Genomic DNA, 20,584 nt, shown 5'->3' with positions numbered 1-20,584 from the left:
TGCTGACGGCAAGCGCAATGTGGATGGGGGCGCACATGGACAAGCACCATACTGCCAGAGACAGCCACGAGGCGTATATCTGGTTTCGCACGGCGGCCGAGCAGGGCAATCCCTATGCCCAGTTCAACCTGGGCCTGATGTACAAGAAAGGCGAGGGCGTGCCGCATGACGATGCGCGCGCCTTCGTCTGGCTGCGCCTGGCGGCGCTGCAGGGGCTGGCCTTCGCGCAGAACCACCTGGGCGCCCTGTATTACCACGGGCGCGGCGTGGCGCAGAGCGACGACGAGGCCGTGCTGTGGTTCCGCCGCGCGGCGGCCCAGGGCGATGCCTCGGCGCAGCAGAACCTGGGGCAGATGTACCGCAAGGGGCGCGGCGTGCTGCAAAGCGACGAGCTGGCCCTGGCGTGGTTTTACCGCGCCTCCGAACAGGGCGTGGCCAGCGCGCAGTCGCTGCTGGGCGAAGCGTATGCGCAGGGGCTGGGCGCGAAAAAGAACGATGCGCTGGCCCTGGCCTGGTTCCGCAAGGCGGCCCTGCAGGGTGACGCCCAGGCGCAGCTGAACCTGGGCCTCGTCTACAAGCGGGGCCAGGGCGTGGCGCAAAGCGATGCGCAGGCAGTGGCCTGGTTTCGCCAGGCGGCCGCGCAAGGCCTGGCGGTGGCGCAGCGGCAGCTGGGCGTCGCGTATGCGGAAGGGCGTGGCGTGGCGCCCGACCAGATGCGCGCCTATGCCTGGCTGCAGCGCGCGGCCGAACAGGACGATGCGGACGCCCAGTTCAACCTGGGCGTGATGCTGGCGCGGGGCCAGGGCGTGGACAAGGACGAGGCACGCGCTGTCGCCTGGTACCGGCGCGCCGCCCTGCAGGGCCACTGCATGGCGCAATACAATCTGGGCGGCATGTATGCGGGCGGGCGCGGCATCGCCCGCGACTTGCGCCAGGCCCTCGAATGGTACGCCCGCGCCGCCGCCCAGGGCGCGTCGAATGCCCAGTTCAACCTGGGCGTGATGTACGCCAACGGCCAGGGCGTGACGCGCGACGAGGCCTGTGCCGTGCGCTGGTACCGCACGGCTGCCGAGCAGGGCGACGCCAGCGCGCAGAACAACCTGGGCGTGATGTACGCGAACGGCCATGGCGTGCCGCAGGACGACGGCCTGGCCGTGCACTGGTACGCGCGCGCGGCCGAGCAGGGCCATGCGCTGGCCCAGTACAACCTGGGCGGCATGTACAACGGCGGCCGGGGCGTGGACAAGGATGCCGTGCGCGCCTACATGTGGCTGGCGCTGTCGGCCGACGGCGGCGACGGCACGGCGGGCGGCGCCAGGGACGCCACGGCCGGCAGGCTGGCGCCCGATGCCCTGCACGAGGCGCGGGAACTGGCGCGGCAATGGCGCCAGGCGCACCCGCTGCCGCCGCGCGCCAGCCTGTCATGCGATAATTGCCGTTCAGCATGCCCGTTGACGGGGCATGGAGCGTGACACGGCACAGTGAAAGGTTGAGCATGGTGAGGCAGGCAGGCGAAGATGCATCTGAACAAAAGGTCATCGATGACATCGCGACCTATGGCTGGCATTGCGTACATATCGGCGGCGATGAAGAAGGGCCCGGCTACACGTTCACGATAGGCGCTTATCACAGCTTCGGCTTGCCCGAATTTCTCATCATGGGCTTGCCGCAGGCGACGGCCCACCAGATCATCGACGTGGCGCTCGATGCCGCGCGCAACGGCGCCATCGCGGATTTTACGCAGACCACGGATGCCTTGCTCGACGGCCACCCTTGCGCCTTCGTGCGCGTGCCCGAGGCGCGCTACCGCGACTGGGTCGGCTACGCGCGCTGGTATTACCAGGGCAACGATTTCACCGTGTACCAGATCGTCTGGCCGTCGCGCGACGGCCATTTCCCGTGGGATGCGGGGGCCAGCGCCGCATACGTGGCCAGCCAGCCGCTGCTGGGACCGGCGCCGCGGCAGGACTGATGCCGGCCATGGCGCCTGACGCCTTCACTTTCTTTACCGATACGGCCACCCTGTGCGTATTCGATCCTGCCGGCCTGCGCCACAAGCTCGACGATGACTGCGACTGGTGGAGCATCCCCTGCGCGGAACTGGCGGCTGTCAACGCCGGCCAGGCGGCGTTTTTCAATCTGGGCGGCGACGGCGCGTATGCGCTGGAGGTGCTGGCCACAGTGGCCGATCCGCAGGCGAGCGTGCATATCGCCGTCGTCTCGGGCCGCGTCTTCATCGGCGCCGGCGAGGACGTCACGGGCGGCGGCCTGGAGCCGGACGCGGCCTGCAGCGGCCGGTTCATGGACTTGCCCCCGGGCGGCTACCGGGTACTGGCGCGGCGCGACGGCGCGCGCATCAGCCTGGCATTCCTGCCCGATGCGCGCAGCCGCAATGCGTTTGCCGGCCTCGTGCGCCTCTGATCCCCGTTCCGCCGCCCGCTACGGGCCCTGGCGCCGGTCCAGGAACAGGCTGTTGCCGTGGATTTTCTTTGCCTGCTTCTTCGCTTCCGCCGCCTGCGTGGCGATCTGGTGGTGCGTGTAGTACTGGTGCGCCTCGACCTTGATCACGCCCAGCGACAGGCTGATCAGAGAATAAAACACTTTCTTGCCCTGCCGGTCTTCGCTGATGTAGCCGCCCCGTTCGCAGTCGCCCGTGCTGTAGTAGGCAAGGATGGCGCCGGCAAAGCGCTCCAGCATGGCCTGGCAGCGCGCTTCCCAGTCCTCGCTCTGGAACAGGATCATGAAATCGTCGCCGCCGATGTGGCCGATGAAGTCGCGGTTGGGGTCGCAATGGCCGCTGAGGATTTCTCCCGTCAACTGGATCACGTCGTCGCCCTTGCGGTAGCCGTACACGTCGTTGAAGGGCTTGAAGTGGTCGAGGTCGCAATAGCAGACCCAGAAGCGGCTGCCGCTGTGCAATAAACGGTCGATATGCTCGTTGATGGGGACGTTGCCGGGCAGTTGCGTGAGCGGGTTGGCGTAGCGGGCCGCATTGATCTGCATCTGCGTGATTTCGCGCATCAGGTCGTGTCCCGTGCCCATGCCCAGGTAGCGGCCGTGCTCGGTGATGATGAAGCCGTTGAACAAATGGTGGGCGTCGGACTGCACCATGGTGTAGCTGAGTTCCTGCAAGCTCGTTTCGTGGTCGGCGATCAGGGGCGTGGCGTCCATGAACAGGCTGCACGATTTCTTGCCGTACAGTTCGCGCTGGTAGGGGCGGGCGAAGTGGTCGATCATTTCGAAGCGGCTGATCAGGCCCAGCGGCACGCCGTCGTCGACGACGGGGATGATCATCAGCTTCGGTTCCTTCAGGAAGATGTCGTACACCTCGTTATTGTTCTTGTCCGGCGAGACGGCCGCCACGCGGTGCAGCAGCTTGCGGATGGTGGCACCGTTCTTTTCCAGGCTGCTGCGCTGCGGATACACGGCCACGCCATTGCGCCCCAGCGCCTGCACCACTTCGGCCGGCAGCGCGCGCGCCGGCACCATGTTCGGCCTGCCCAGGTGATAGCCCTGGCCGAACGCCACGCCCAGGTCGCGCAGCACCAGCAATTCCGTCTGCGCCTCGATGCCTTCGGCAATCACCAGCGTGCCCGATTTTTCCGCGATTTCCTGGATAGAACGCACGAATTGCAGTTTCACGGGGTCATTATTGATGCCCTGGATGAAATGCATGTCGATTTTGACATATTCGGGCCGCAGTTCCGACCACAGGCGCAGGCTGGAAAAGCCTTCGCCCAGGTCGTCGATGGCGATCTGGAAACCCATGTTGCGGTAGTGCAGCACCGCTTCGCGCATCAGCTCGTAGTCGTAGGTGGGCTGGTTCTCCGTCAGCTCGATGATGACGCGGTCCGGATTGATGCCGATGTGTTCGATGTATTCCAGGGTTTCGCCATGGCGTGCATTGCGCAGCAGCAAGCATTCCGGGCTGACGTTGAGAAACAGTTTGCCTGGCAGTTTCAGCTCGGCAAAGCGTTCGAGCACCACCTGGCGGCACAGGTGTTCCACTTCCAGGGTCAGGTCGTGCGCGCGCGCCACCTTGAACAGATTCATCGGCGCATGCAGTGGGCTGTCGGACGGCCCCCGTATCAAGCCCTCGTAACCGATGATTTCGCCGCTGTGCATATGGATGATGGGCTGGAACAGGGCGCTGAGCTTGCGTCCGGCCAGGATCTCGTGCAGGGCGTCCGTCCCTTCGATGCCCGTCGTGGCGGCAGGCGGTTTCAGATAAGCCACATTCGATGGCGTCGCGGCGGCCGGCGCGGCGGGGGCGGTGGGGAGGGCGAGAGTGTGCATAGGCGGGCGTGGGGGGCATGGCCGCTGGACGGGCCATGAACATGTTGCCGATAATAAAGAGGAAATATGACGGCTTGATGAAATGTATTTGCTATTGACAATGTTCCTTGCCTGGCCGTCAATCGTCGCCGGTTTGCCGATCATGGCGGAAAACGCGATTTATCACGGCTAGATCCAAGAATTACCCAAATAAAAGACGGCAATTGTGGCGGATAACTGTGTTTTAAAAGTGGCAATCCGCGCTATGATTTCTCTTGGCGAAAGTCACCATGGGCAGGCGCGGCGTCTGGCAGAGCCGCCTGCTTTCCTCGACATCCAACAATGAGACAAACAACCCATGCAATTACGTAGTGCAACCCTCATATTCAGCCTGCTGGCCGCCTTCGGTGGCAATGCCATGGCGCAATCCTGCCCGGCCGGCGACGGCGCTCCCGTGACCTATCCGGTCAGCAAAAAAGTCGACCAGCAAGACAGCTATTTCGCCACGACGATTGCCGATCCCTACCGCTGGCTGGAAGACGCCAACAGCGCCGAGACGGGCGAATGGGTGGCGGCGCAAAACAGGCTGACGCAGTCGTACCTGGGCACGATTCCCGAGCGCGCGGCGATCAAGCAGCGGCTGACCAAGCTGTGGAACTATGAGCGTTTCTCTACGCCAACGAAACAGGGCGGCCGTTACTTCTACAGCCGCAACGATGGCTTGCAAAACCAGGCCGTGCTGTACACGGTGAAAAAACTGTCCGACGAGCCGCGTTTGCTGCTGGACCCGAACACCCTGTCCACCGACGGCACGGTGGCGCTGGCCGGCACCTCGATCAGCCCGAACGGCAAATACCTGGCCTACGCCACGTCCGCCTCCGGTTCCGACTGGAACGAGTGGAAAGTGCGCGACATCGAATCGGGCAAGGATTTGACGGACCACATCAAGTGGGCCAAGTTCTCGGGCGCCTCGTGGACCAAGGACAACAAGGGTTTCTTCTACAGCCGCTATGATGCGCCGAACGAAGCGACCAAGCTGGCCGATATCAATTACTTCCAGAAATTGTACTTCCACAAGATCGGCACGCCGCAAAGCGACGACGTGCTCGTCTTCGACCGTCCCGACCAGAAGGAATGGGCGTTCGGCGGCAGCACCGTCAGCGACGACGGCAATTACCTGATCATCACGGCCACGCAGGGCACGGAACGCAAGAACCGCGTGTTCTACAAGGACTTGCGCCAGAAGAACGCCAAGGTGGTCGGCTTGCTGGAAGCGTTCGACGCATCGTACTCGTTCATCGACAATGACGGCCCCGTGTTCTTCTTCAAGACGGACAACAAGGCGCCGAAATCGCGCGTGATCGCCATCGACACGCGCAAACCTGCGCCCGCCGACTGGAAGGAAATCGTGCCGCAAGCGGCCGAAACCCTCGTCGCCGTCAACCTGATCAACAACCAGCTGGTACTCGACTACCTGAAAGACGCGCAAACGCAAATCAAGATCGTCGACCTGAACGGCAAGCTGGTGCGCGAAGTGGCCTTGCCGGGCATCGGTTCGGCCGGCGGTTTCGCGGGCAAGCGTGGCGACACGGAAACGTTCTACTCGTTCACCAGTTTCACGACGCCGGCCACCATCTACCGCTACGACATGAAATCGGGCAAGAGCACGGTGTACCGCCAGCCGAAGGTCGATTTCGACCCGAACGCCTTTGAAACGCGCCAGCAATTCTTCACCAGCCGCGACGGCACCAAGGTGCCGATGTTCATCGTCTCGAAAAAAGGCATGAAGCTCGACGGCTCCAACCCGACCTATCTGTACGGCTATGGCGGCTTCAATGTGTCGCTGACGCCGAGCTTCTCCGTGGCAAATCTTGCCTGGGTGGAAATGGGCGGCGTCTATGTGATGGCCAACCTGCGCGGCGGCGGAGAATACGGCGAAGCCTGGCATCAGGCTGGCACCAAGCTGAACAAGCAAAACGTCTTCGACGACTTTATTGGCGCGGCGCAATGGCTGGTGGACAACAAAGTCACCTCGCCATCGAAGCTGGCGATCGGCGGCGGCAGCAATGGCGGCCTGCTGGTCGGTGCGGCCATGACGCAGCGTCCGGACCTGTTCGCCGCGGCCATCCCGCAGGTGGGCGTGCTCGACATGTTGCGTTTCCACAAGTTCACCGTGGGCTGGGGCTGGGTGCCTGACTATGGTTCGTCGGACGATGCCGAGCAGTTCAAGGCGCTGGTGAAATACTCGCCGCTGCACAACCTGAAGGCGGGCGGCTGCTATCCGGCCACCATGATCACGACGGCCGACCACGACGACCGCGTCGTGCCGGCCCACAGCTTCAAGTTCGCCGCCGCCGCCCAGGCAGCGCAAGGCGGTCCGGCACCCGTGCTGATCCGCATCGACAGCAAGGCGGGCCATGGCGCCGGCAAGCCGACGACCAAGCAGATCGAAGAAGTGGCCGACCGCTGGGGCTTCCTCAGCCGTTCGCTGAAGATGGCGCCGGTAGTGGCGGAGCCGGCCAAGGTGGCGGCGCAGTAAAACCGGGTAGGTCGGATTAGCGCGCAGCGCGTGATCCGACACCGCCAGCGCCAACAAAGTGTCGGATTACGCGGCGTGCCGCCGCTAATCCGACCTACGCTGGCCTGATTCCGTAATCCTCGCCAGCACCCCCTCCCCAAACACCGCCTGAAACGGCAAATCCTTGCGCTGCGCGTAGCCGATGTAGCAATCGCACTTGAAGCGCGGGCAGCTGCGTTCCTGCAGCATGTCGGTCAGGTCATCCGCATATAGATTCCCCAGCCGCTCGGGCACGAAATGGCAACGCGCCAGTTCGCCGTCGCCATCGACGGACAGCGATGCTTCGCCCGCCAGGCACGGTTTGTTGCGCGAGGGCGAAGGGCGGCGGTTCTGCGCGAACCACGGGTCGATGGCGTCCAGTTCAGCCAGGTCTGGTTCGCCGTAATAGCCGGGGCCTCGGCGGTCGTAGGCGTTCAGCCACAGGTAGACGTGGGCGGGCAGCGCGGCGCGCAGGGCGCGGATGGCGTCCAGATGCTCGTTGATGGCCACGACGCCGACGGAATAGCGCACGCCCATGGTATCGAGTTTCGCGCAGCGGGCGAGAAAGCGGGCCAGGGTCGTCTGGTCCGGGTGGTAGGTGCACCACAGGCCGATTTTCTCCAGCCCGTCCATGTTTTCCAGCCAGTCCAGGGGGCCGGACAGATTCGTCTGCAGCGCCACTTGCCGCACGTGGGGCAGCGTCGCCAGTGTCTGCATGGCCACGCGGTAGTGGCGCCGCACCAGCGCTTCGCCCCAGGGCGTAAACAGCACGCCGATGGGGCGCGCTTGCGCCGCCACCCAGCCGGTAAATCGGGCCACTTCGCGCGCGTCGCGGGCCAGCGCGGCGCGGCTGTCGCGCTTCTTGGCGAACGGGCAGTAGCCGCAGGCGTAATTGCAGCTGGCCAGCGTACCCCGGTACAGCAGCGACAGCATTGGCGCTTGCGCCGTCAGCACGCCTGGCCGCCTTCGGCCATCAGCGCGCGCACCGTGCCCGATGCCAGCCAGGGGCCGATGGTGTCGGCGTAGCTGTAGCCCCGGTCATTCAGGCGCAGCAGCGGACCGTCTTCCTCCGCCAATTCCAGCGCGTGCAGCTCGGCCAGCTGGGGCAAGTCCGCTTCGCAGCGGCTGCCGAAGCGCGCCGCGTAGGCGTCGCGGTCCAGGCCCGGTTCCGTCAGCAGCGACTGGATCACGTAGCGCCGGCGCTGTTCTTCGTCATCGAGCTGGTAGCCGTGTTCGGCCTGCGCAAAGCGCGCCTCGTCCAGTGCCAGGTAGTTGTCGATGATGTTGATGGTGTCAAGGCGCGCCACGGCGTACTCGCTCGAATAATGGAGGCTGGCCGTGTACGAGCGGGCGCCTGCGCCCAGGCCCACCATGCCGTCATTCTGGCAGCAGTACGACGGTCCGTCCTGTTCCGGCGCGTGGGGGGCGCGGAACATGCGCATCGAGACCTGTTCGTAGCCCCGGGCGCGCAAATGGTCGCGCGCGGCCGCGTACAGGGCCAGGCGGCTGTCGCCGTCCTGCGCCAGCATGATGGGGGACAGCGACTGCGCGCCCTGGCGGCGCGCGATCTTGCCCAGACCCGTCTGCTCGCGCACGTACAGCGGATACAGGTAGAGCTCCTCGGGCCGGAAGGCCAGCGCGCTGTCGATGGAGGCGAGCAGGCTGGCGACGGTCTGCCCCGCGATGCCGTAGATCAGGTCCAGGTTCAGGGTGGGGAAACCGGCGTCGCGTATCAGGCCGATGGCGTGCTGGACGGTGGCGTTTTGCTGCGGGCGGGCCAGCGCGCGCATCTCGCCGGCGGCAAAGCTCTGGATGCCCAGGCTGACCCGGTCGATGCCGTGCGCGCGGCACACGGCCAGCCGTTCTGCCGTGATGGTTTCGGGCGACGCTTCGATGCCGGCCGGCGTGTGCTGCAGGTCGATGCCGAGGATGTCGCGCGCGCCGCACAGCAGGGTGTCCAGTTGCGCGGGCGACAGGTAGGTGGGCGTGCCGCCGCCCAGCGCGAAGCGGGCGAAGCGCCGTTCGCCCAGTGCGCCGTTGAGTGCGCGCATCTGCACCAGCACTTGCTGCACGTAGCGCTCGACCATGTCGGCGCTGGGGCGGGCCATGGCGAACAGGTTGCAAAAGCCGCAGCGCATCTCGCAGAACGGAATATGGATATACGCGAACAGGGCGGAGCGGTCTTGCCGCGCCCACAGCGGCGCCAGGGGCGCCGCCTGCGGCAGGGCGCGGTAGGCCGCCTTGTGCGGATACGAATAGGAATACGCCTGGTAGGGCGTGTGGCGCATGCGCTGCGCCAGCGTGCCCGGCTGTTCGGATGGGTTCACGGTGGGGACTCCTGGGGTGGCTGTTTTGAGGCTGCCGAATCTGGTTCAATGAAAAAATGCGCGTAAGGGACGTTCCACACGCTGTCGTGGGCGACCCTGTGGCCCCGGTAGCCGTCTTCGCCGTAGGCGCTGCCGTGGTCCGAGCAGACGATGGCAAACGTGGGCGCGCGCGCGGCGCAGGCGGCAAACAAGGGCGCCAGCGCGCCGTCGACATAGCGCAGGGCGGCCGCGTGGCTGTCCAGGCAATCGGCGCGGCAGCCTGGCAGGTAGGCGCGGTTCGGCGTATGCAACGCGGCCACGTTGATGAACAAGAAGGTGCGCTGTGCGTTGTCGGCCAGCAGGCGGGTGGCCAGCGCCACCTGTTTTTCGGTCGAGTGGCGGCTGGCCACGCCCATGCCGGCGCTCCAGTGGCTTTCCTGGAACAGCGACGGCAGCACCGTGCCCAGCGCCGTCTGTTTGTTAAAGAAGCCCACGCCGCCGATGCAGAGGGTGCGGTAGCCGCGCGCGGCCAGCGCGGCGGGCAGGTCCGCCTGCTCGAAGGCAAAGGTGTTTGGCGAGGTCGTCTCGCTGCCCGCAAACGCACTGGCGAACAGGCGCGGGTGGCGGCCCGGCGCGGCCGGCGTGGGCAGAAAGCCCGCGAAGAAGGCCTGGTGCGCCGCGTAGGTGAACGTGGCGGGCGAGTGGCGGCGTTCCCAGCCGCCCGGCGGCAGAAAACGCCCCAGCACGGGCAATTCGCCCGCCTCGTACAGCGCTTGCGCCACGTCAAAGCGCAGGGTGTCGAGCGTGAGGAAGACGATGTCGTGGCTGCCGACGACGGCGTGCATGTCGGGAATGGCCGGTGTTTCTTCAAGCATGGGTCAGTTGCGCCGTGTAGGTATCGATGCCTTGCCAGAGCAGGCCGGGCAGCAGGTCGCCGAAGGCGTTCGCTTCGAGTACGCGGGCCTGGCCGTGGCGCACGACCAGGTCGTAGCCCGTCACGTGGCTGGCGGGGAAGGCGCGCGCGGCCAGGGCGGCGGTTTGCTCCAGCGCGTCCAGGTCGGCTGCGTTCAAGAGGCCGGACGCGTCGCCGCGCCGGTTGTCGAGGTGCAGATTCGTCATCATGCGGTCGCCGATGCGCGCGACGCGGTGCGCGGGCTGGCCCGCCACGGTCACGACTCTGAGGTCGTAATGGCTGTCGCCGCAGCGCGGCTTGTTCAGCCACGCCTCCGCGTACAGTTCCTGCGCGGCCAGCGCATCGACGAGGGCCGCGATGTCGGCGGTGGTCTCGTAGCGGGCCATGCGCTTGACATTGAACAGGCGCGTCCGGCCTTCCGCCCGCGACAAGGCGGCCGAGGTGGTGGCTTGCTGGCGCCCGGCCCGGTTGCGCCGGTAGGCGACGACGCCGGACGCGGACGAGCCATAGCGCGGTTTCAGGTAGACGCGGTCCAGCTGGTGTTCATGCAGCAGCGCCTGCAGATGCTCGTAGCCGTGCACGGGGCCGAGCAGGGTGGGAATGGCGATGCCGTGCGCGGCCAGGTGGCGCTGGCAGGCCAGCTTGTCCGTCATGCGGCTGATGTCGCCCGGCGCATTGAGCACGCGCGTGTGCGGCAGCTCAAGCAGTTGCGCCGCCAGGGCAGTCATGGCGGAAGTAAAGCCGGCAAACCACGCATCCATGGCCAGCAGTTCGCCGTGTTCGGGCGCGCGCACGGGCGGGCGGCCCAGCAGGCGGCAGCCCGCCTGCAGCAACAGCAGGTGGGCGGCGGGATCGTCGCCGGGTGGTTCGATTTTGAGTATGCCTGGCTGGCGCAGGGCGTGCTGCAGCAGCGCCGGCTGCGCCAGCCAGTCGCGCCATTCCAGCACCTGCGCAGGCGGCAGGCGCAGTTGCGCGCACGCCGCCTGCATCAGGCGCACGCGCTTGCTGCCCTGTGTCGCCAGCAGGGTGAGAGGCATGTGCAAAGGGGGAATCCGCTTACTCTCCGACTGCCACGTAGCGGTAGCTTTCGCCGTCGTCTTCGTCCGCTTCCTGCGGGTCGTCCAGCACCACCTCGAAAGGCAGCGCCTTCAGTTTCGCCTGGTTTTCTTCCGAGATGTAGTGGTGCGACAGGTCCAGGCGCGTCAAGCCGCCCAGCTGCGTGTGATTGAGGATGGCCACGGCGCCCAGGTCGCCGATGGTGCCCAGCGACAGGTCCAGCGTGTCGAGCTGCGCCACCAGCGGTTCTTCCGCCAGCCAGACGGCCAGGTCGTCGGCGATTTCCGCGTCGCGCAGGCCCAGGTATTTCAACGTCGGCACGGTCAGCTGCGCCAGCACCTTGCGGTACAGGTCCACGTCGCCCGAGAAGCCATAGTCGTCCGTGCCCAGCCACAGTTCCAGGTGTTCCAGCTGCGGCATGCTCGATTGCGCCAGTGCCTCGGCGATCTTTTGATCGAGTCCGCCCGCTTCGATGGTGAAGCGGCGCAGGTGCTGGTGCGCGAACGGTTCGATGACGAGTTCATTGCCGCCGCGGATGCGCAATTCTTCCAGCAGCGGGAAGGCGTCCAGCAGGGGCTTGTAGCTGCCCTGCACGATCCACGAGATTTCGCATTCCTCATACGTCATGTCGCCGATGAACAGGGCGCGCAAGTTGGGCAGTTCGGCGGCGTGGGCGATCAGCGCGGCCATCACTTCGTCGGCGCCCGATTCGTACGGGTCGCCCCACATGCCGATGATCAGCGCTTCGAGCGCGCCCTTGTCGGCCTTGGCGAGGAAGCCGGCGATCAGCTCGTCCATCTTGCGCTTGTCGTCGTATTCGAGCGACAGGCGGTAGACGATGCCGGGCGAGGCGTCGAAGGGCAGGTCCGGGTCTTACTGGACGACTTTCTTGTGGTGGAAGGTGGTGGTGCTGTCGGAAATGGTCATCGCGTGGGCTCCATAAAAACAGTGGAAGCCTGGATGCCGCGCGCGCAGTGGCGGAGCCGGGACGAGCCGGGATGTGCCGCGACGCTCTGCGAAGACATCCAGGCCTGGAAATCTTGTCTATACTAAAATCTTAGCATAGCCATATGGACATATTGCGCACTGCTGGCGTGCCTTAGCGATGGATCACCACCAGCAGCGCCTTGCCCTCGGTTTTTCCAAGATTGCGGATGATATGCGGCAAGTCGGCCGGATAGCGGGCCGTGCCGCCATTCTTGACCTTTTTCTTCGCCGTGCCCACTTCCAGTTCCAGGTTGCCATGGATCACCGTCAAATGCTCGGTGGTGCCCGGGTCGTGCGGCTGCGACGCCAGTTCGCCACCGGGCGCCAGCGTGACTTCATACCATTCGTATTTGCCCGCCAGTTCCATCGGCCCCAGGATGCGCAGCACGTAGCCAGCGTGGTCGCCGGGCAGGGTGGGGGTTTCGTGGGCATCCGTGATGCGGATGGTTTCCACGGCTTTTTCCGCGCTCGACAGCAATTCGCCGATCTGCACGCCCAGGGCGTTGGCCAGGCGCCAGGTGATGGCGATGGTGGGATTGGCTTTTTCGCGCTCGATCTGCGACAGCATGGACTTCGAGACGCCCGCGATGCGCGACAAATCCTCGAGTGTCAGGCCGCGCGCCAGGCGCAGCCGTTGCAGGGTGGCACCCACTTCAGGGGGAGAATTGGTCGAAACGCTGGTTTTCATCGGCAGGTGGCTTGCAAAGTTCAATAGGCTTGGGTAATATCCACTATATTGAATTTCAGTTCGAAATAGTGGATTTTGAAGGAAATCACGGAAACGTGTAGACTTCAAACAGCGCTTCACGGTACAGCATACCGCGCGCACCGGTCAAGCGACGGCTTTTCCCCTATGGCGGCCAATACAACACGCATACAACAGGGACACAAGGAATATCATGAGCGAGCAAGCGAAGAACACCTTTTTCAGCGGTCTGCAACAGAATCTCGATCAACTGCGCCAGCAGGGCTTGTACAAGCCCGAGCGCGTGATCGCCTCGCGCCAGGGCGCCGAAGTGGTGTGCGACGATGGCCGCACCCTGATCAATATGTGTGCGAACAACTACCTGGGCCTGTCCGGCGACGTGCAGACGCAGGAAGCGTCTATTGCCGCCACGCAAAAATACGGCTACGGCCTGTCGTCCGTGCGCTTCATCTGCGGCACGCAAACCGTACATAAAGAACTGGAACAGGCGATTTCCGCCTTCCTGGGCACCGAAGACACGATTTTGTACGCGGCAGCCTTCGACGCCAACGGCGGCGTATTCGAACCGCTGTTCGATGAAAACGACGCCATCATCTCGGACGCGCTGAACCACGCTTCCATCATCGACGGCATCCGCCTGTGCAAGGCTGGCCGCTACCGCTATGCGCACAACGACATGGCCGACCTGGAAGTGCAGCTGCAGGCGGCGGTTGCCGCCGGCAAGCGCCATAAAGTCATCGTCACGGACGGCGTGTTCTCGATGGATGGCACGATTGCGCAACTCGACAAGATCTGCGACCTGGCCGACAAGTACGGCGCGCTGGTGATGATCGACGAATGCCACGCTTCCGGCTTCATGGGCGCGACGGGCCGCGGCACGCACGAGCACCACAATGTGATGGGCCGCATCGACATCATCACGGGCACCCTGGGCAAGGCCCTGGGCGGCGCCATGGGCGGTTTTACCTCGGCGCGCAAGGAAGTCATCGACACCCTGCGCCAGAAATCGCGCCCCTACCTGTTCTCGAACACGCTGGCGCCATCGATTGCGGGCGCTTCGCTGTCGGTGCTCGAGCGCCTGGCCAAGTCGACGGAACTGCGCGACCGCCTGCATGACAACACGGCCTTCTTCCGCAGCGAGATCGAACGCATCGGCTTCACCATCAAGCCGGGCACCCATCCGGTCGTTCCCGTGATGCTGTTCGACGCGCCCGTGGCACAGAAATTCGCCGCCCGCCTGTATGAACTGGGCGTGCTGGTGACGGGCTTCTTCTACCCGGTCGTGCCGATGGGCCAGGCCAGGGTGCGCGTGCAGCTGTCCGCCGCGCACACCCGCGCACAGCTGGTGCAGGTGCTGGCCGCCTTCGAGCAGGCGGGCAAGGAACTGGGCCTGCTGCCGACGACCGCTACCAGTAACCAATAATAACTAACAATAACTAACAAGATATCAGGACAAGACCATGGAACGCATTTTAGTTATCGGCGCAAACGGCCAAATCGGCAGTGAGCTGGTGGGCGCGCTGGCGCTGCAGCACGGCGCGGACAATGTCATCGCCAGCGACATCGGCACGAACAATCTGTACCAGGCCAAGCGCTACGCGCAGCTGAATGTACTGGACAAGGACGGCTTGGCGAAGATCATCGCCGACGAGAACATTACCCAGGTGTACCAGCTGGCGGCCATGCTGTCGGCCACGGGCGAAGCGGCCCCGCTGAAGGCGTGGAGCCTGAACATGGATGGCTTGCTCAATATCCTGGAGCTGGCGCGCGAGCGCGGCGAAGCGGGCAAGCCGCTGCGCATCTTCTGGCCATCGTCGATTGCCGCCTTCGGCCCGAACACGCCGCAAGTGAACACCCCGCAGATGACGGTGATGGACCCGACGTCAATGTACGGCATCAGCAAGTTGGCCGGCGAGCGCCTGTGCGAATACTATTTCAACAAGTATGGCGTGGACGTGCGCAGCATCCGCTACCCGGGCATCATCAGCTACAAGTCGCCTCCGGGCGGCGGCACCACCGATTACGCCATCGCCATCTTCCATGCGGCCTTGCGCGGCGAGCGCTATGACTGCTTCCTCGATGCGAACACCACCTTGCCGATGATCTACATGCCCGACGCCATCCGCGCCACCATCGAACTGATGGATGCGCCAGCGGCATCGATCAAGATCCGTTCGTCCTACAATGTGGCCGGCGTGTCGTTCAACCCCGAGCAGCTGGCGAAAGCCATCGTGCACATGGTGCCGGACTTCAAGATCAGCTACAAGCCGGACAGCCGCCAGGCCATCGCCGACAGCTGGCCGCAAAGCCTGGACGACAGCAAGGCCAGCACGGACTGGGGCTGGAAGGCGCGGATCGGCGTCGAGCAGATGGTCACGGACATGCTGGCCAATGTCGACGTGGGCCATGCCGCCAAGGCAGCCTGAGCCACACACAAGAATTGATAAAAACATACTAATATAAAGAGACACTACATGGACATGAGCGTATTTGACCTATTCAAGATCGGCATCGGGCCGTCGAGTTCCCACACGGTGGGGCCGATGGTGGCGGCGCGGCGTTTTCTGGTCGAATACGGTCCGCTGGGCCAGGTAGTGGGCGTCGAGGCGGCCCTGTATGGCTCGCTGGCGCTGACGGGCGTGGGCCATGCCACGGACAAGGCCGTCATTCTGGGCCTGATGGGCGAAACGCCGCAGGACGTGGCGCCCGACGAAGTCGACAGCAAGCTGGCCGCCATCGAGGCGGCCGGAGAAATTGCGCTGCTGGGCACGCACGTGGTGCCGTTTACGGCCGCCACGGGCTTGATCTGGCACAAGAGCGAATCCTTGCCCGAGCACCCGAACGGCATGCGCTTTACGCTGAAACTGCTTGATGGCAGCCGCGTCGACAAGGTGTATTACTCGATCGGCGGCGGTTTTATCCGCGAAGCGGAAGAAGTTCACACTGCGGCGCAAGCCGAAGCTGCCGTGGAGTCGGCGGCCAGCGCGCGCGTCGTCTTCCCCTTCGACACCATGGAGCAGTTGCTGGCGCATGGCGTGGAAAGCGGCCTGTCGATCCCGGAAATGCTGCGCGCGAACGAGTGCGTCAAGCGCAGCGAGGCGGAGCTCGATGCGGGCCTGGACCGCATCTGGCACGTCATGCGCGACTGCATCGCGCACGGCCTGGAAACGACGGGCAACCTGCCGGGCGGCCTGAACGTCAAGCGCCGCGCCGCCAAGCTGTGGCGATTGGCGCAGGAAGCGAAGGCGTCGGACAACCGCGCCAACGACTTGCCGCACGACGCCGTGCACCTGGTCAGCCTGTACGCGATGGCCGTCAACGAGGAAAACGCGGCCGGCGGGCGCGTGGTGACGGCGCCGACGAATGGCGCCGCCGGCATCATCCCGGCCGTGCTGCGCTACTACGCGCAGGATTGCCGCCCCAGCGACCCGGTCGGCGGCGTGCGCCGCTTCATGCTGACGGCAGCGGCCATCGGCATGCTGTGCAAACGCAATGCCTCGATCTCGGGCGCCGAAGTGGGCTGCCAGGGCGAAGTGGGCGTGGCCTGCGCCATGGCGGCGGCCGGCCTGGTGGCGGCCCTGGGCGGCACGAACGAACAGATCGAAAACGCGGCCGAAATCGGCATCGAGCACCACCTGGGCATGACGTGCGACCCCATCGGCGGCCTCGTGCAGATTCCGTGCATCGAGCGCAACGGCATGGGCGCCGTGAAAGCCATTACGGCCGCCTCGCTGGCCCTGAAGGGCGACGGCACGCACTTCGTCAGCCTCGACGAAGTCATCGAAACCATGCGCCAGACGGGCGCGGACATGCAAGACAAGTACAAGGAAACGTCGCTGGGCGGCCTGGCCGTCCACGTGATCACCGTCAACCACGCGGCTTGCTGATGCGCCGATGGTGGCGTCGGATTACGCGCGCCGCGCTAATCCGACCTATGATAGGTCGCCGTTTGCGTTGATTGGCGCAGGTCGGCGTAGGTCGGCTTAGCCCGCAGGGCGTAAGCCGACATCACCAAAGCAGCAAGCCACCACCTCACTCCTCCTCAAACAACTGCTCCAGCCTCCTCGGGTAGTTATTCAGAAAATCGCGCGTCACGGCATAGTGCTCCGTGTCTTCATACGCCACCTCGTGGATGCCGCCGCCCGTAAAGCTGAGGATTTTCGCGTTCGGATAGGCCAGCAGTATCGGCGAGTGGGTGGCGATGATCAGTTGCGAATCGTCCTGCACCAGCTGGTGGATCACGGACAATGCCGCCAGCTGGCGGCTTGGCGACAGGGCCGCCTCGGGTTCGTCCAGCAGATACAAACCCTTGCCCCGCAGCTTGTTGATCAGGGTCGCCATGAACGCTTCGCCGTGCGATTGCGCGTGCAGCGACTTGCCGCCATAGCTTTCCAGGTATTCGGGCATGTCGTCCATATAGGTGGCAACATTGAAAAAGCTCTCGGCGCGCAAAAAATAGCTGTCGTCGGGCTTTTTGTAGCTCTTGCTCAGGCGCAAGTGCGCATGCAAGCCCGATTCCTCGTCCGACGGCAGGGCGATGCGCACGTTGCGCGTGCCGCCATCCTTGCCGAAGCCCAGCCCCACGGCCAGCGCTTCGAGCATGGTCGACTTGCCGCTGCCATTTTCGCCCACGAAGAACGTCACGTCGGGGTGGAAGTCCATGTGCACGAAGTCACGGATGGCGGGAATGGTGAAAGGATAGTGATCCAGATCAACGACAGCATCGGGGCGCAGGGCGGCGCTTTGCAGATACGGTTTTTTACTCAGCGACATGACCGCTTCCATGAATGACCCGCAGACGGGCCGACAGGCACCAGTGTGGCGCAAATCGGGCAGGGGCGCCAGTAGGCGCGCCTGTCTTGGCCGCCGGGCTTGATTTCGGTGCCGGTTATTTCCGTTTGGAAATAGTTTCCCCTTGATAGGCTGTGCCATTTGACAACAGCCGCACTTGCCGCCGCTCGCGCAGCCGCGTGGCAAACGCGACGGATTCGCCTTGGGCGCCGCCTCGCACTATAATATCCGCTGCCATTCATGATCAACCGCACTCAGCTCAACTGGACTCTTCAAATCTATGCACTACGTGTCTACCCGCGCTGATAAAGCGCCAATGAATCCGCAGCAATTCTCCGACATCCTCCTGGGCGGCCTGGCCCCCGATGGCGGACTGTATCTCCCTGAACACTACCCGCAAGTCACCGGTGCCGAGCTCAATGCCTGGCGCACATTGTCGTATGCCGACCTGGCCTACGAAATCCTGAAGAAGTTCGCCACCGATATCCCGGCCGCGGACCTGAAGGCGCTGACGGCGAAAACCTATACCAAGGCAGTCTACAAGAACGCCCGCGCCGGCGAAAACGCGGCCGACATCACGCCGCTGCGCGTGCTCGAAGAAAACGTCGTCAAGGGCGGATCGACCACGCTGATGCTGCAGGCCCTGTCGAACGGCCCGACCCTGGCCTTCAAGGACATGGCCATGCAGCTGCTGGGCAACCTGTTCGAATACACCCTGGCCAAGACGGGCGCCGAACTCAATATCTTCGGCGCCACCTCGGGCGACACGGGCAGCGCGGCCGAATACGCGATGCGCGGCAAGCAGGGCATCCGCGTCTTCATGTTGTCGCCGCACAAGAAAATGAGCGCCTTCCAGACGGCGCAGATGTTCAGCCTGCAAGACCCGAACATCTACAATATCGCCGTCGAGGGCGTGTTCGACGACTGCCAGGATATGGTCAAGGCCGTGTCGAACGACCTGCCGTTCAAGGCGCAACAGAAGATCGGCACCGTCAATTCCATCAACTGGGCGCGCGTCGTGGCGCAGGTCGTGTACTACTTCCGCGGCTACCTGGCGGCTACCACCAGCAACGAGCAGAAAGTGTCGTTCACGGTGCCATCTGGTAATTTTGGCAATATCTGCGCCGGCCATATCGCCCGCATGATGGGCTTGCCCATCTCGAAACTGGTGGCGGCGACGAATGAAAACGACGTGCTCGACGAATTCTTCCGCACGGGCGTCTACCGCGTGCGCAAGTCGGCCGAGACGTACCACACGAGCAGCCCGTCGATGGATATCTCGAAAGCGTCGAACTTCGAGCGCTTCGTCTACGACCTCGTGGGCCGCGACAGCGAGCGCGTGCGCGCCCTGTTCACGAAAGTGGAGACGCACGGCGGCTTTGACCTCTCCGGCAAGCCTGGCAGCGATGGCGACGAATTCAAGCTGGTGGCCAAATACGGCTTCAAGTCGGGCAAGTCCACGCACCAGGACCGCCTCGACACCATCCGCGACGTGGCCGACGACTACGGCATCACCATCGACACGCACACGGCCGACGGCATCAAGGTGGCGCGCGAGCACCTGGAGCCGAACGTGCCGATGATCGTGCTGGAAACGGCGCTGGCGGCCAAGTTCAACGAAACCATCCTCGAAGCGCTGGGCGTGGACGCGGAGCGCCCGGCCGGCTTCGAAAACATCGAGGACTTGCCGCAGAAGTTTGTCGTGATGGGCACGGACGTGGAAAAAATGAAGGCGTACATCGCCGCCAATACGGGTCTGTGATGGGCGCGCCTACCGCAGAACGCAAGCCGATGCTATCGGTGGCCGAGGCGCAAGCCTTCATGCTGGGCGCGGCGCGCCCGGTGGCCGAGGTGGAGCTGGTCGACACCATGCGCGCCAACGGCCGCGTGCTGGCCACGGCGCAGACGTCGACCCTGAACGTGCCCGAGCGCGACAACACGCAGATGGATGGCTATTGCGTGCGCGCGCAGGATTGCGCCAGCGGCGCGGCCAGCCTGCCCGTGTCGCAGCGCATCGCGGCCGGCCACGTGGGCCAGCCCCTGCAGCCGGGGACGGCGGCGCGCATCTTCACGGGCGCGCTGATCCCCGAAGGCGCCGATTGCGTGGTCATGCAGGAGCAGTGCACCGTGCTTGACGGCGTGGTGACGGTCAACCACGTGCCGCAGGCGGGCGAATGGGTGCGCCGCCAGGGCGAGGATATCCGCGCTGGCGGCGTCATCCTCGGCGCGGGCCGGCGCCTGCGCAGCCAGGAAATGGGCCTGGCCGCCTCCGTTGGCCTGGCGCAGTTGCCCGTGCTGCGCAAGCTGCGCGTGGCCGTGTTCTTCACGGGCGACGAACTGGCCATGCCGGGCGAACCTTTGGCGCCGGGCGCCGTCTACAACTCGAACCGCTTCACCTTGCGGGGACTGCTGGAAAATCTGGGTTGCGAAATCACGGACCTGGGCATCGTGCCCGACAGCCTGGAAGCGACGCGCGCCGTGCTGCGCCAGGCGGCGCAGGGCAATGACCTGATCATCACCTCGGGCGGCGTGTCCGTCGGCGAGGAAGACCATATCAAGCCGGCCGTGGAAGCGGAAGGGCGGCTGAACATGTGGCAGATCGCTGTCAAGCCGGGCAAGCCGCTGGCGTTTGGCGAAGTCAATGAGGCGTTCTTTATCGGCTTGCCCGGCAATCCCGTCTCCAGCTTCGTCACGTTTTTACTGTTCGTGCGCCCGTTCATCCTGCGCCTGCAGGGCGTGGCGGGCAATCTGGCGCCGCGCAGCTACCAGCTGCCGGCCGCGTTCGAGCGCCTGAAGGCGGACAAGCGCAACGAGTTCCTGCGCGCCAAAGTCAATGACGAGGGCGCGCTGGAACTGTTCGCCAACCAGAGTTCGGGCGTGCTGACGTCCACCGTGTGGGGCGACGGCTTGATCGATTGCCCGCCGGGGCTGTCGATCGCGCGCGGCGACATGCTGCGCTTTATCCCGTTTAACGAATTGCTGTACTAAGGAAG

The 20,584-nt window shown here is 64.7% G+C and carries 17 protein-coding genes; 9 read left to right on the top strand and 8 right to left on the bottom strand.

The features are described 5' to 3' along the window. Positions 1-35 precede the first annotated feature (35 nt). The 3 genes from BXA07_RS31630 to BXA07_RS15640 are packed head-to-tail and all read left to right on the top strand — an operon-like array spanning position 36 to position 2,421. A complete protein-coding gene (locus BXA07_RS31630; protein ID WP_076568934.1) occupies positions 36-1,472 on the top strand; it encodes a tetratricopeptide repeat protein in 1,437 nt (478 codons plus the stop codon). A 23-nt stretch (positions 1,473-1,495) separates the two neighbouring features. Beyond that, positions 1,496-1,972 carry a DUF4262 domain-containing protein gene (locus BXA07_RS15645; RefSeq protein WP_076568826.1) on the top strand — a complete coding sequence of 159 codons (477 nt, stop codon included), beginning with the start codon at positions 1,496-1,498 and terminating at the stop codon, positions 1,970-1,972. 8 nt (positions 1,973-1,980) lie between these two features. Beyond that, the gene (locus BXA07_RS15640; protein ID WP_139335601.1) at positions 1,981-2,421 is read left to right on the top strand and encodes a DUF6386 family protein; all 441 of its coding nucleotides are present in this window, start codon (positions 1,981-1,983) and stop codon (positions 2,419-2,421) included. Between the two features lie 18 nt (positions 2,422-2,439). Here the strand turns inward: BXA07_RS15640 and BXA07_RS15635 are convergent, their stop codons facing one another. Continuing rightward, a complete protein-coding gene (locus BXA07_RS15635) occupies positions 2,440-4,296 on the bottom strand; it encodes a GGDEF domain-containing protein (RefSeq protein ID WP_244556295.1) in 1,857 nt (618 codons plus the stop codon). Between the two features lie 337 nt (positions 4,297-4,633). Between BXA07_RS15635 and BXA07_RS15630 the strand changes: the two genes are divergently transcribed. Then, entirely contained in the window at positions 4,634-6,814 is a 2,181-nt protein-coding gene (locus BXA07_RS15630) for a prolyl oligopeptidase family serine peptidase (protein ID WP_170909672.1), read from the top strand. An 84-nt stretch (positions 6,815-6,898) separates the two neighbouring features. On the opposite strand, the gene BXA07_RS15625 is transcribed toward BXA07_RS15630, so the two are convergent. The 6 genes from BXA07_RS15625 to BXA07_RS15600 all read right to left on the bottom strand — a co-directional run bounded on the left by BXA07_RS15625 (position 6,899) and on the right by BXA07_RS15600 (position 12,782). Next, entirely contained in the window at positions 6,899-7,786 is an 888-nt protein-coding gene (locus BXA07_RS15625) for an STM4011 family radical SAM protein (protein ID WP_212592316.1), read from the bottom strand. Then, the gene (locus BXA07_RS15620) at positions 7,780-9,159 is read right to left on the bottom strand and encodes an STM4012 family radical SAM protein (protein WP_212592315.1); all 1,380 of its coding nucleotides are present in this window, start codon (positions 9,157-9,159) and stop codon (positions 7,780-7,782) included. Before BXA07_RS15620 ends, BXA07_RS15625 begins: the two co-directional genes overlap by 7 nt. Then, complete coding sequence (locus tag BXA07_RS15615) at positions 9,156-10,013, bottom strand: STM4013/SEN3800 family hydrolase (protein ID WP_076568824.1); 858 nt, start codon at positions 10,011-10,013, stop codon at positions 9,156-9,158. The genes BXA07_RS15620 and BXA07_RS15615 overlap by 4 nt, the downstream gene beginning before the upstream one ends. Then, entirely contained in the window at positions 10,006-11,088 is a 1,083-nt protein-coding gene (locus BXA07_RS15610; protein ID WP_076568823.1) for an STM4014 family protein, read from the bottom strand. The genes BXA07_RS15615 and BXA07_RS15610 overlap by 8 nt, the downstream gene beginning before the upstream one ends. Before the next feature lie 19 nt (positions 11,089-11,107). Beyond that, positions 11,108-11,935 carry an STM4015 family protein gene (locus BXA07_RS15605; RefSeq protein ID WP_280175061.1) on the bottom strand — a complete coding sequence of 276 codons (828 nt, stop codon included), beginning with the start codon at positions 11,933-11,935 and terminating at the stop codon, positions 11,108-11,110. Between the two features lie 271 nt (positions 11,936-12,206). After that, entirely contained in the window at positions 12,207-12,782 is a 576-nt protein-coding gene (locus BXA07_RS15600; RefSeq protein WP_076568821.1) for a helix-turn-helix domain-containing protein, read from the bottom strand. Positions 12,783-12,993: 211 nt separating this feature from the next. Between BXA07_RS15600 and kbl the strand changes: the two genes are divergently transcribed. The 3 genes from kbl to BXA07_RS15585 are packed head-to-tail and all read left to right on the top strand — an operon-like array spanning position 12,994 to position 16,687. Further along, positions 12,994-14,223, top strand: a complete 1,230-nt coding sequence (gene kbl / locus BXA07_RS15595; RefSeq protein WP_076568820.1) for a glycine C-acetyltransferase — start codon at positions 12,994-12,996, stop codon at positions 14,221-14,223. Between the two features lie 37 nt (positions 14,224-14,260). Then, a complete protein-coding gene (locus BXA07_RS15590) occupies positions 14,261-15,226 on the top strand; it encodes an NAD-dependent epimerase/dehydratase family protein (RefSeq protein ID WP_076568819.1) in 966 nt (321 codons plus the stop codon). 48 nt (positions 15,227-15,274) lie between these two features. Next, positions 15,275-16,687, top strand: coding sequence for an L-serine ammonia-lyase (locus BXA07_RS15585; RefSeq protein WP_076568818.1), 1,413 nt, complete (start codon positions 15,275-15,277; stop codon positions 16,685-16,687). 145 nt (positions 16,688-16,832) lie between these two features. On the opposite strand, the gene BXA07_RS15580 is transcribed toward BXA07_RS15585, so the two are convergent. Beyond that, a complete protein-coding gene (locus BXA07_RS15580; RefSeq protein ID WP_076568817.1) occupies positions 16,833-17,573 on the bottom strand; it encodes an AAA family ATPase in 741 nt (246 codons plus the stop codon). 298 nt (positions 17,574-17,871) lie between these two features. Here BXA07_RS15580 and thrC point away from each other — a divergent pair, with 298 nt between their 5' ends. Beyond that, positions 17,872-19,353, top strand: a complete 1,482-nt coding sequence (gene thrC / locus BXA07_RS15575; protein ID WP_076568816.1) for a threonine synthase — start codon at positions 17,872-17,874, stop codon at positions 19,351-19,353. Continuing rightward, a complete protein-coding gene (gene glp / locus BXA07_RS15570) occupies positions 19,353-20,579 on the top strand; it encodes a molybdopterin molybdotransferase MoeA (RefSeq protein WP_244556294.1) in 1,227 nt (408 codons plus the stop codon). The genes thrC and glp overlap by 1 nt, the downstream gene beginning before the upstream one ends. The last annotated feature ends 5 nt before the right edge of the window (positions 20,580-20,584 follow it).

This window comes from Janthinobacterium sp. TND4EL3 (genome assembly GCF_900156175.1).
In the GTDB taxonomy this organism is placed as follows: Bacteria; Pseudomonadota; Gammaproteobacteria; order Burkholderiales; family Burkholderiaceae_D; genus Janthinobacterium.
Note: the sequence above shows the minus strand (reverse complement) of the source record. Positions and strands in the feature narration are given on the sequence as shown.

Coding starts and splice junctions, on each gene's coding strand:
- BXA07_RS31630 (WP_076568934.1), top strand. CDS start 36: ATGGACAAGCACCATACTGCCAGAGACAGCCACGAGGCGTATATCTGG.
- BXA07_RS15645 (WP_076568826.1), top strand. CDS start 1,496: ATGGTGAGGCAGGCAGGCGAAGATGCATCTGAACAAAAGGTCATCGAT.
- BXA07_RS15640 (WP_139335601.1), top strand. CDS start 1,981: ATGGCGCCTGACGCCTTCACTTTCTTTACCGATACGGCCACCCTGTGC.
- BXA07_RS15635 (WP_244556295.1), bottom strand. CDS start 4,296: ATGCACACTCTCGCCCTCCCCACCGCCCCCGCCGCGCCGGCCGCCGCG.
- BXA07_RS15630 (WP_170909672.1), top strand. CDS start 4,634: ATGCAATTACGTAGTGCAACCCTCATATTCAGCCTGCTGGCCGCCTTC.
- BXA07_RS15615 (WP_076568824.1), bottom strand. CDS start 10,013: ATGCTTGAAGAAACACCGGCCATTCCCGACATGCACGCCGTCGTCGGC.
- BXA07_RS15610 (WP_076568823.1), bottom strand. CDS start 11,088: ATGCCTCTCACCCTGCTGGCGACACAGGGCAGCAAGCGCGTGCGCCTG.
- BXA07_RS15600 (WP_076568821.1), bottom strand. CDS start 12,782: ATGAAAACCAGCGTTTCGACCAATTCTCCCCCTGAAGTGGGTGCCACC.
- kbl (WP_076568820.1), top strand. CDS start 12,994: ATGAGCGAGCAAGCGAAGAACACCTTTTTCAGCGGTCTGCAACAGAAT.
- BXA07_RS15590 (WP_076568819.1), top strand. CDS start 14,261: ATGGAACGCATTTTAGTTATCGGCGCAAACGGCCAAATCGGCAGTGAG.
- BXA07_RS15585 (WP_076568818.1), top strand. CDS start 15,275: ATGGACATGAGCGTATTTGACCTATTCAAGATCGGCATCGGGCCGTCG.
- BXA07_RS15580 (WP_076568817.1), bottom strand. CDS start 17,573: ATGTCGCTGAGTAAAAAACCGTATCTGCAAAGCGCCGCCCTGCGCCCC.
- thrC (WP_076568816.1), top strand. CDS start 17,872: ATGCACTACGTGTCTACCCGCGCTGATAAAGCGCCAATGAATCCGCAG.
- glp (WP_244556294.1), top strand. CDS start 19,353: ATGGGCGCGCCTACCGCAGAACGCAAGCCGATGCTATCGGTGGCCGAG.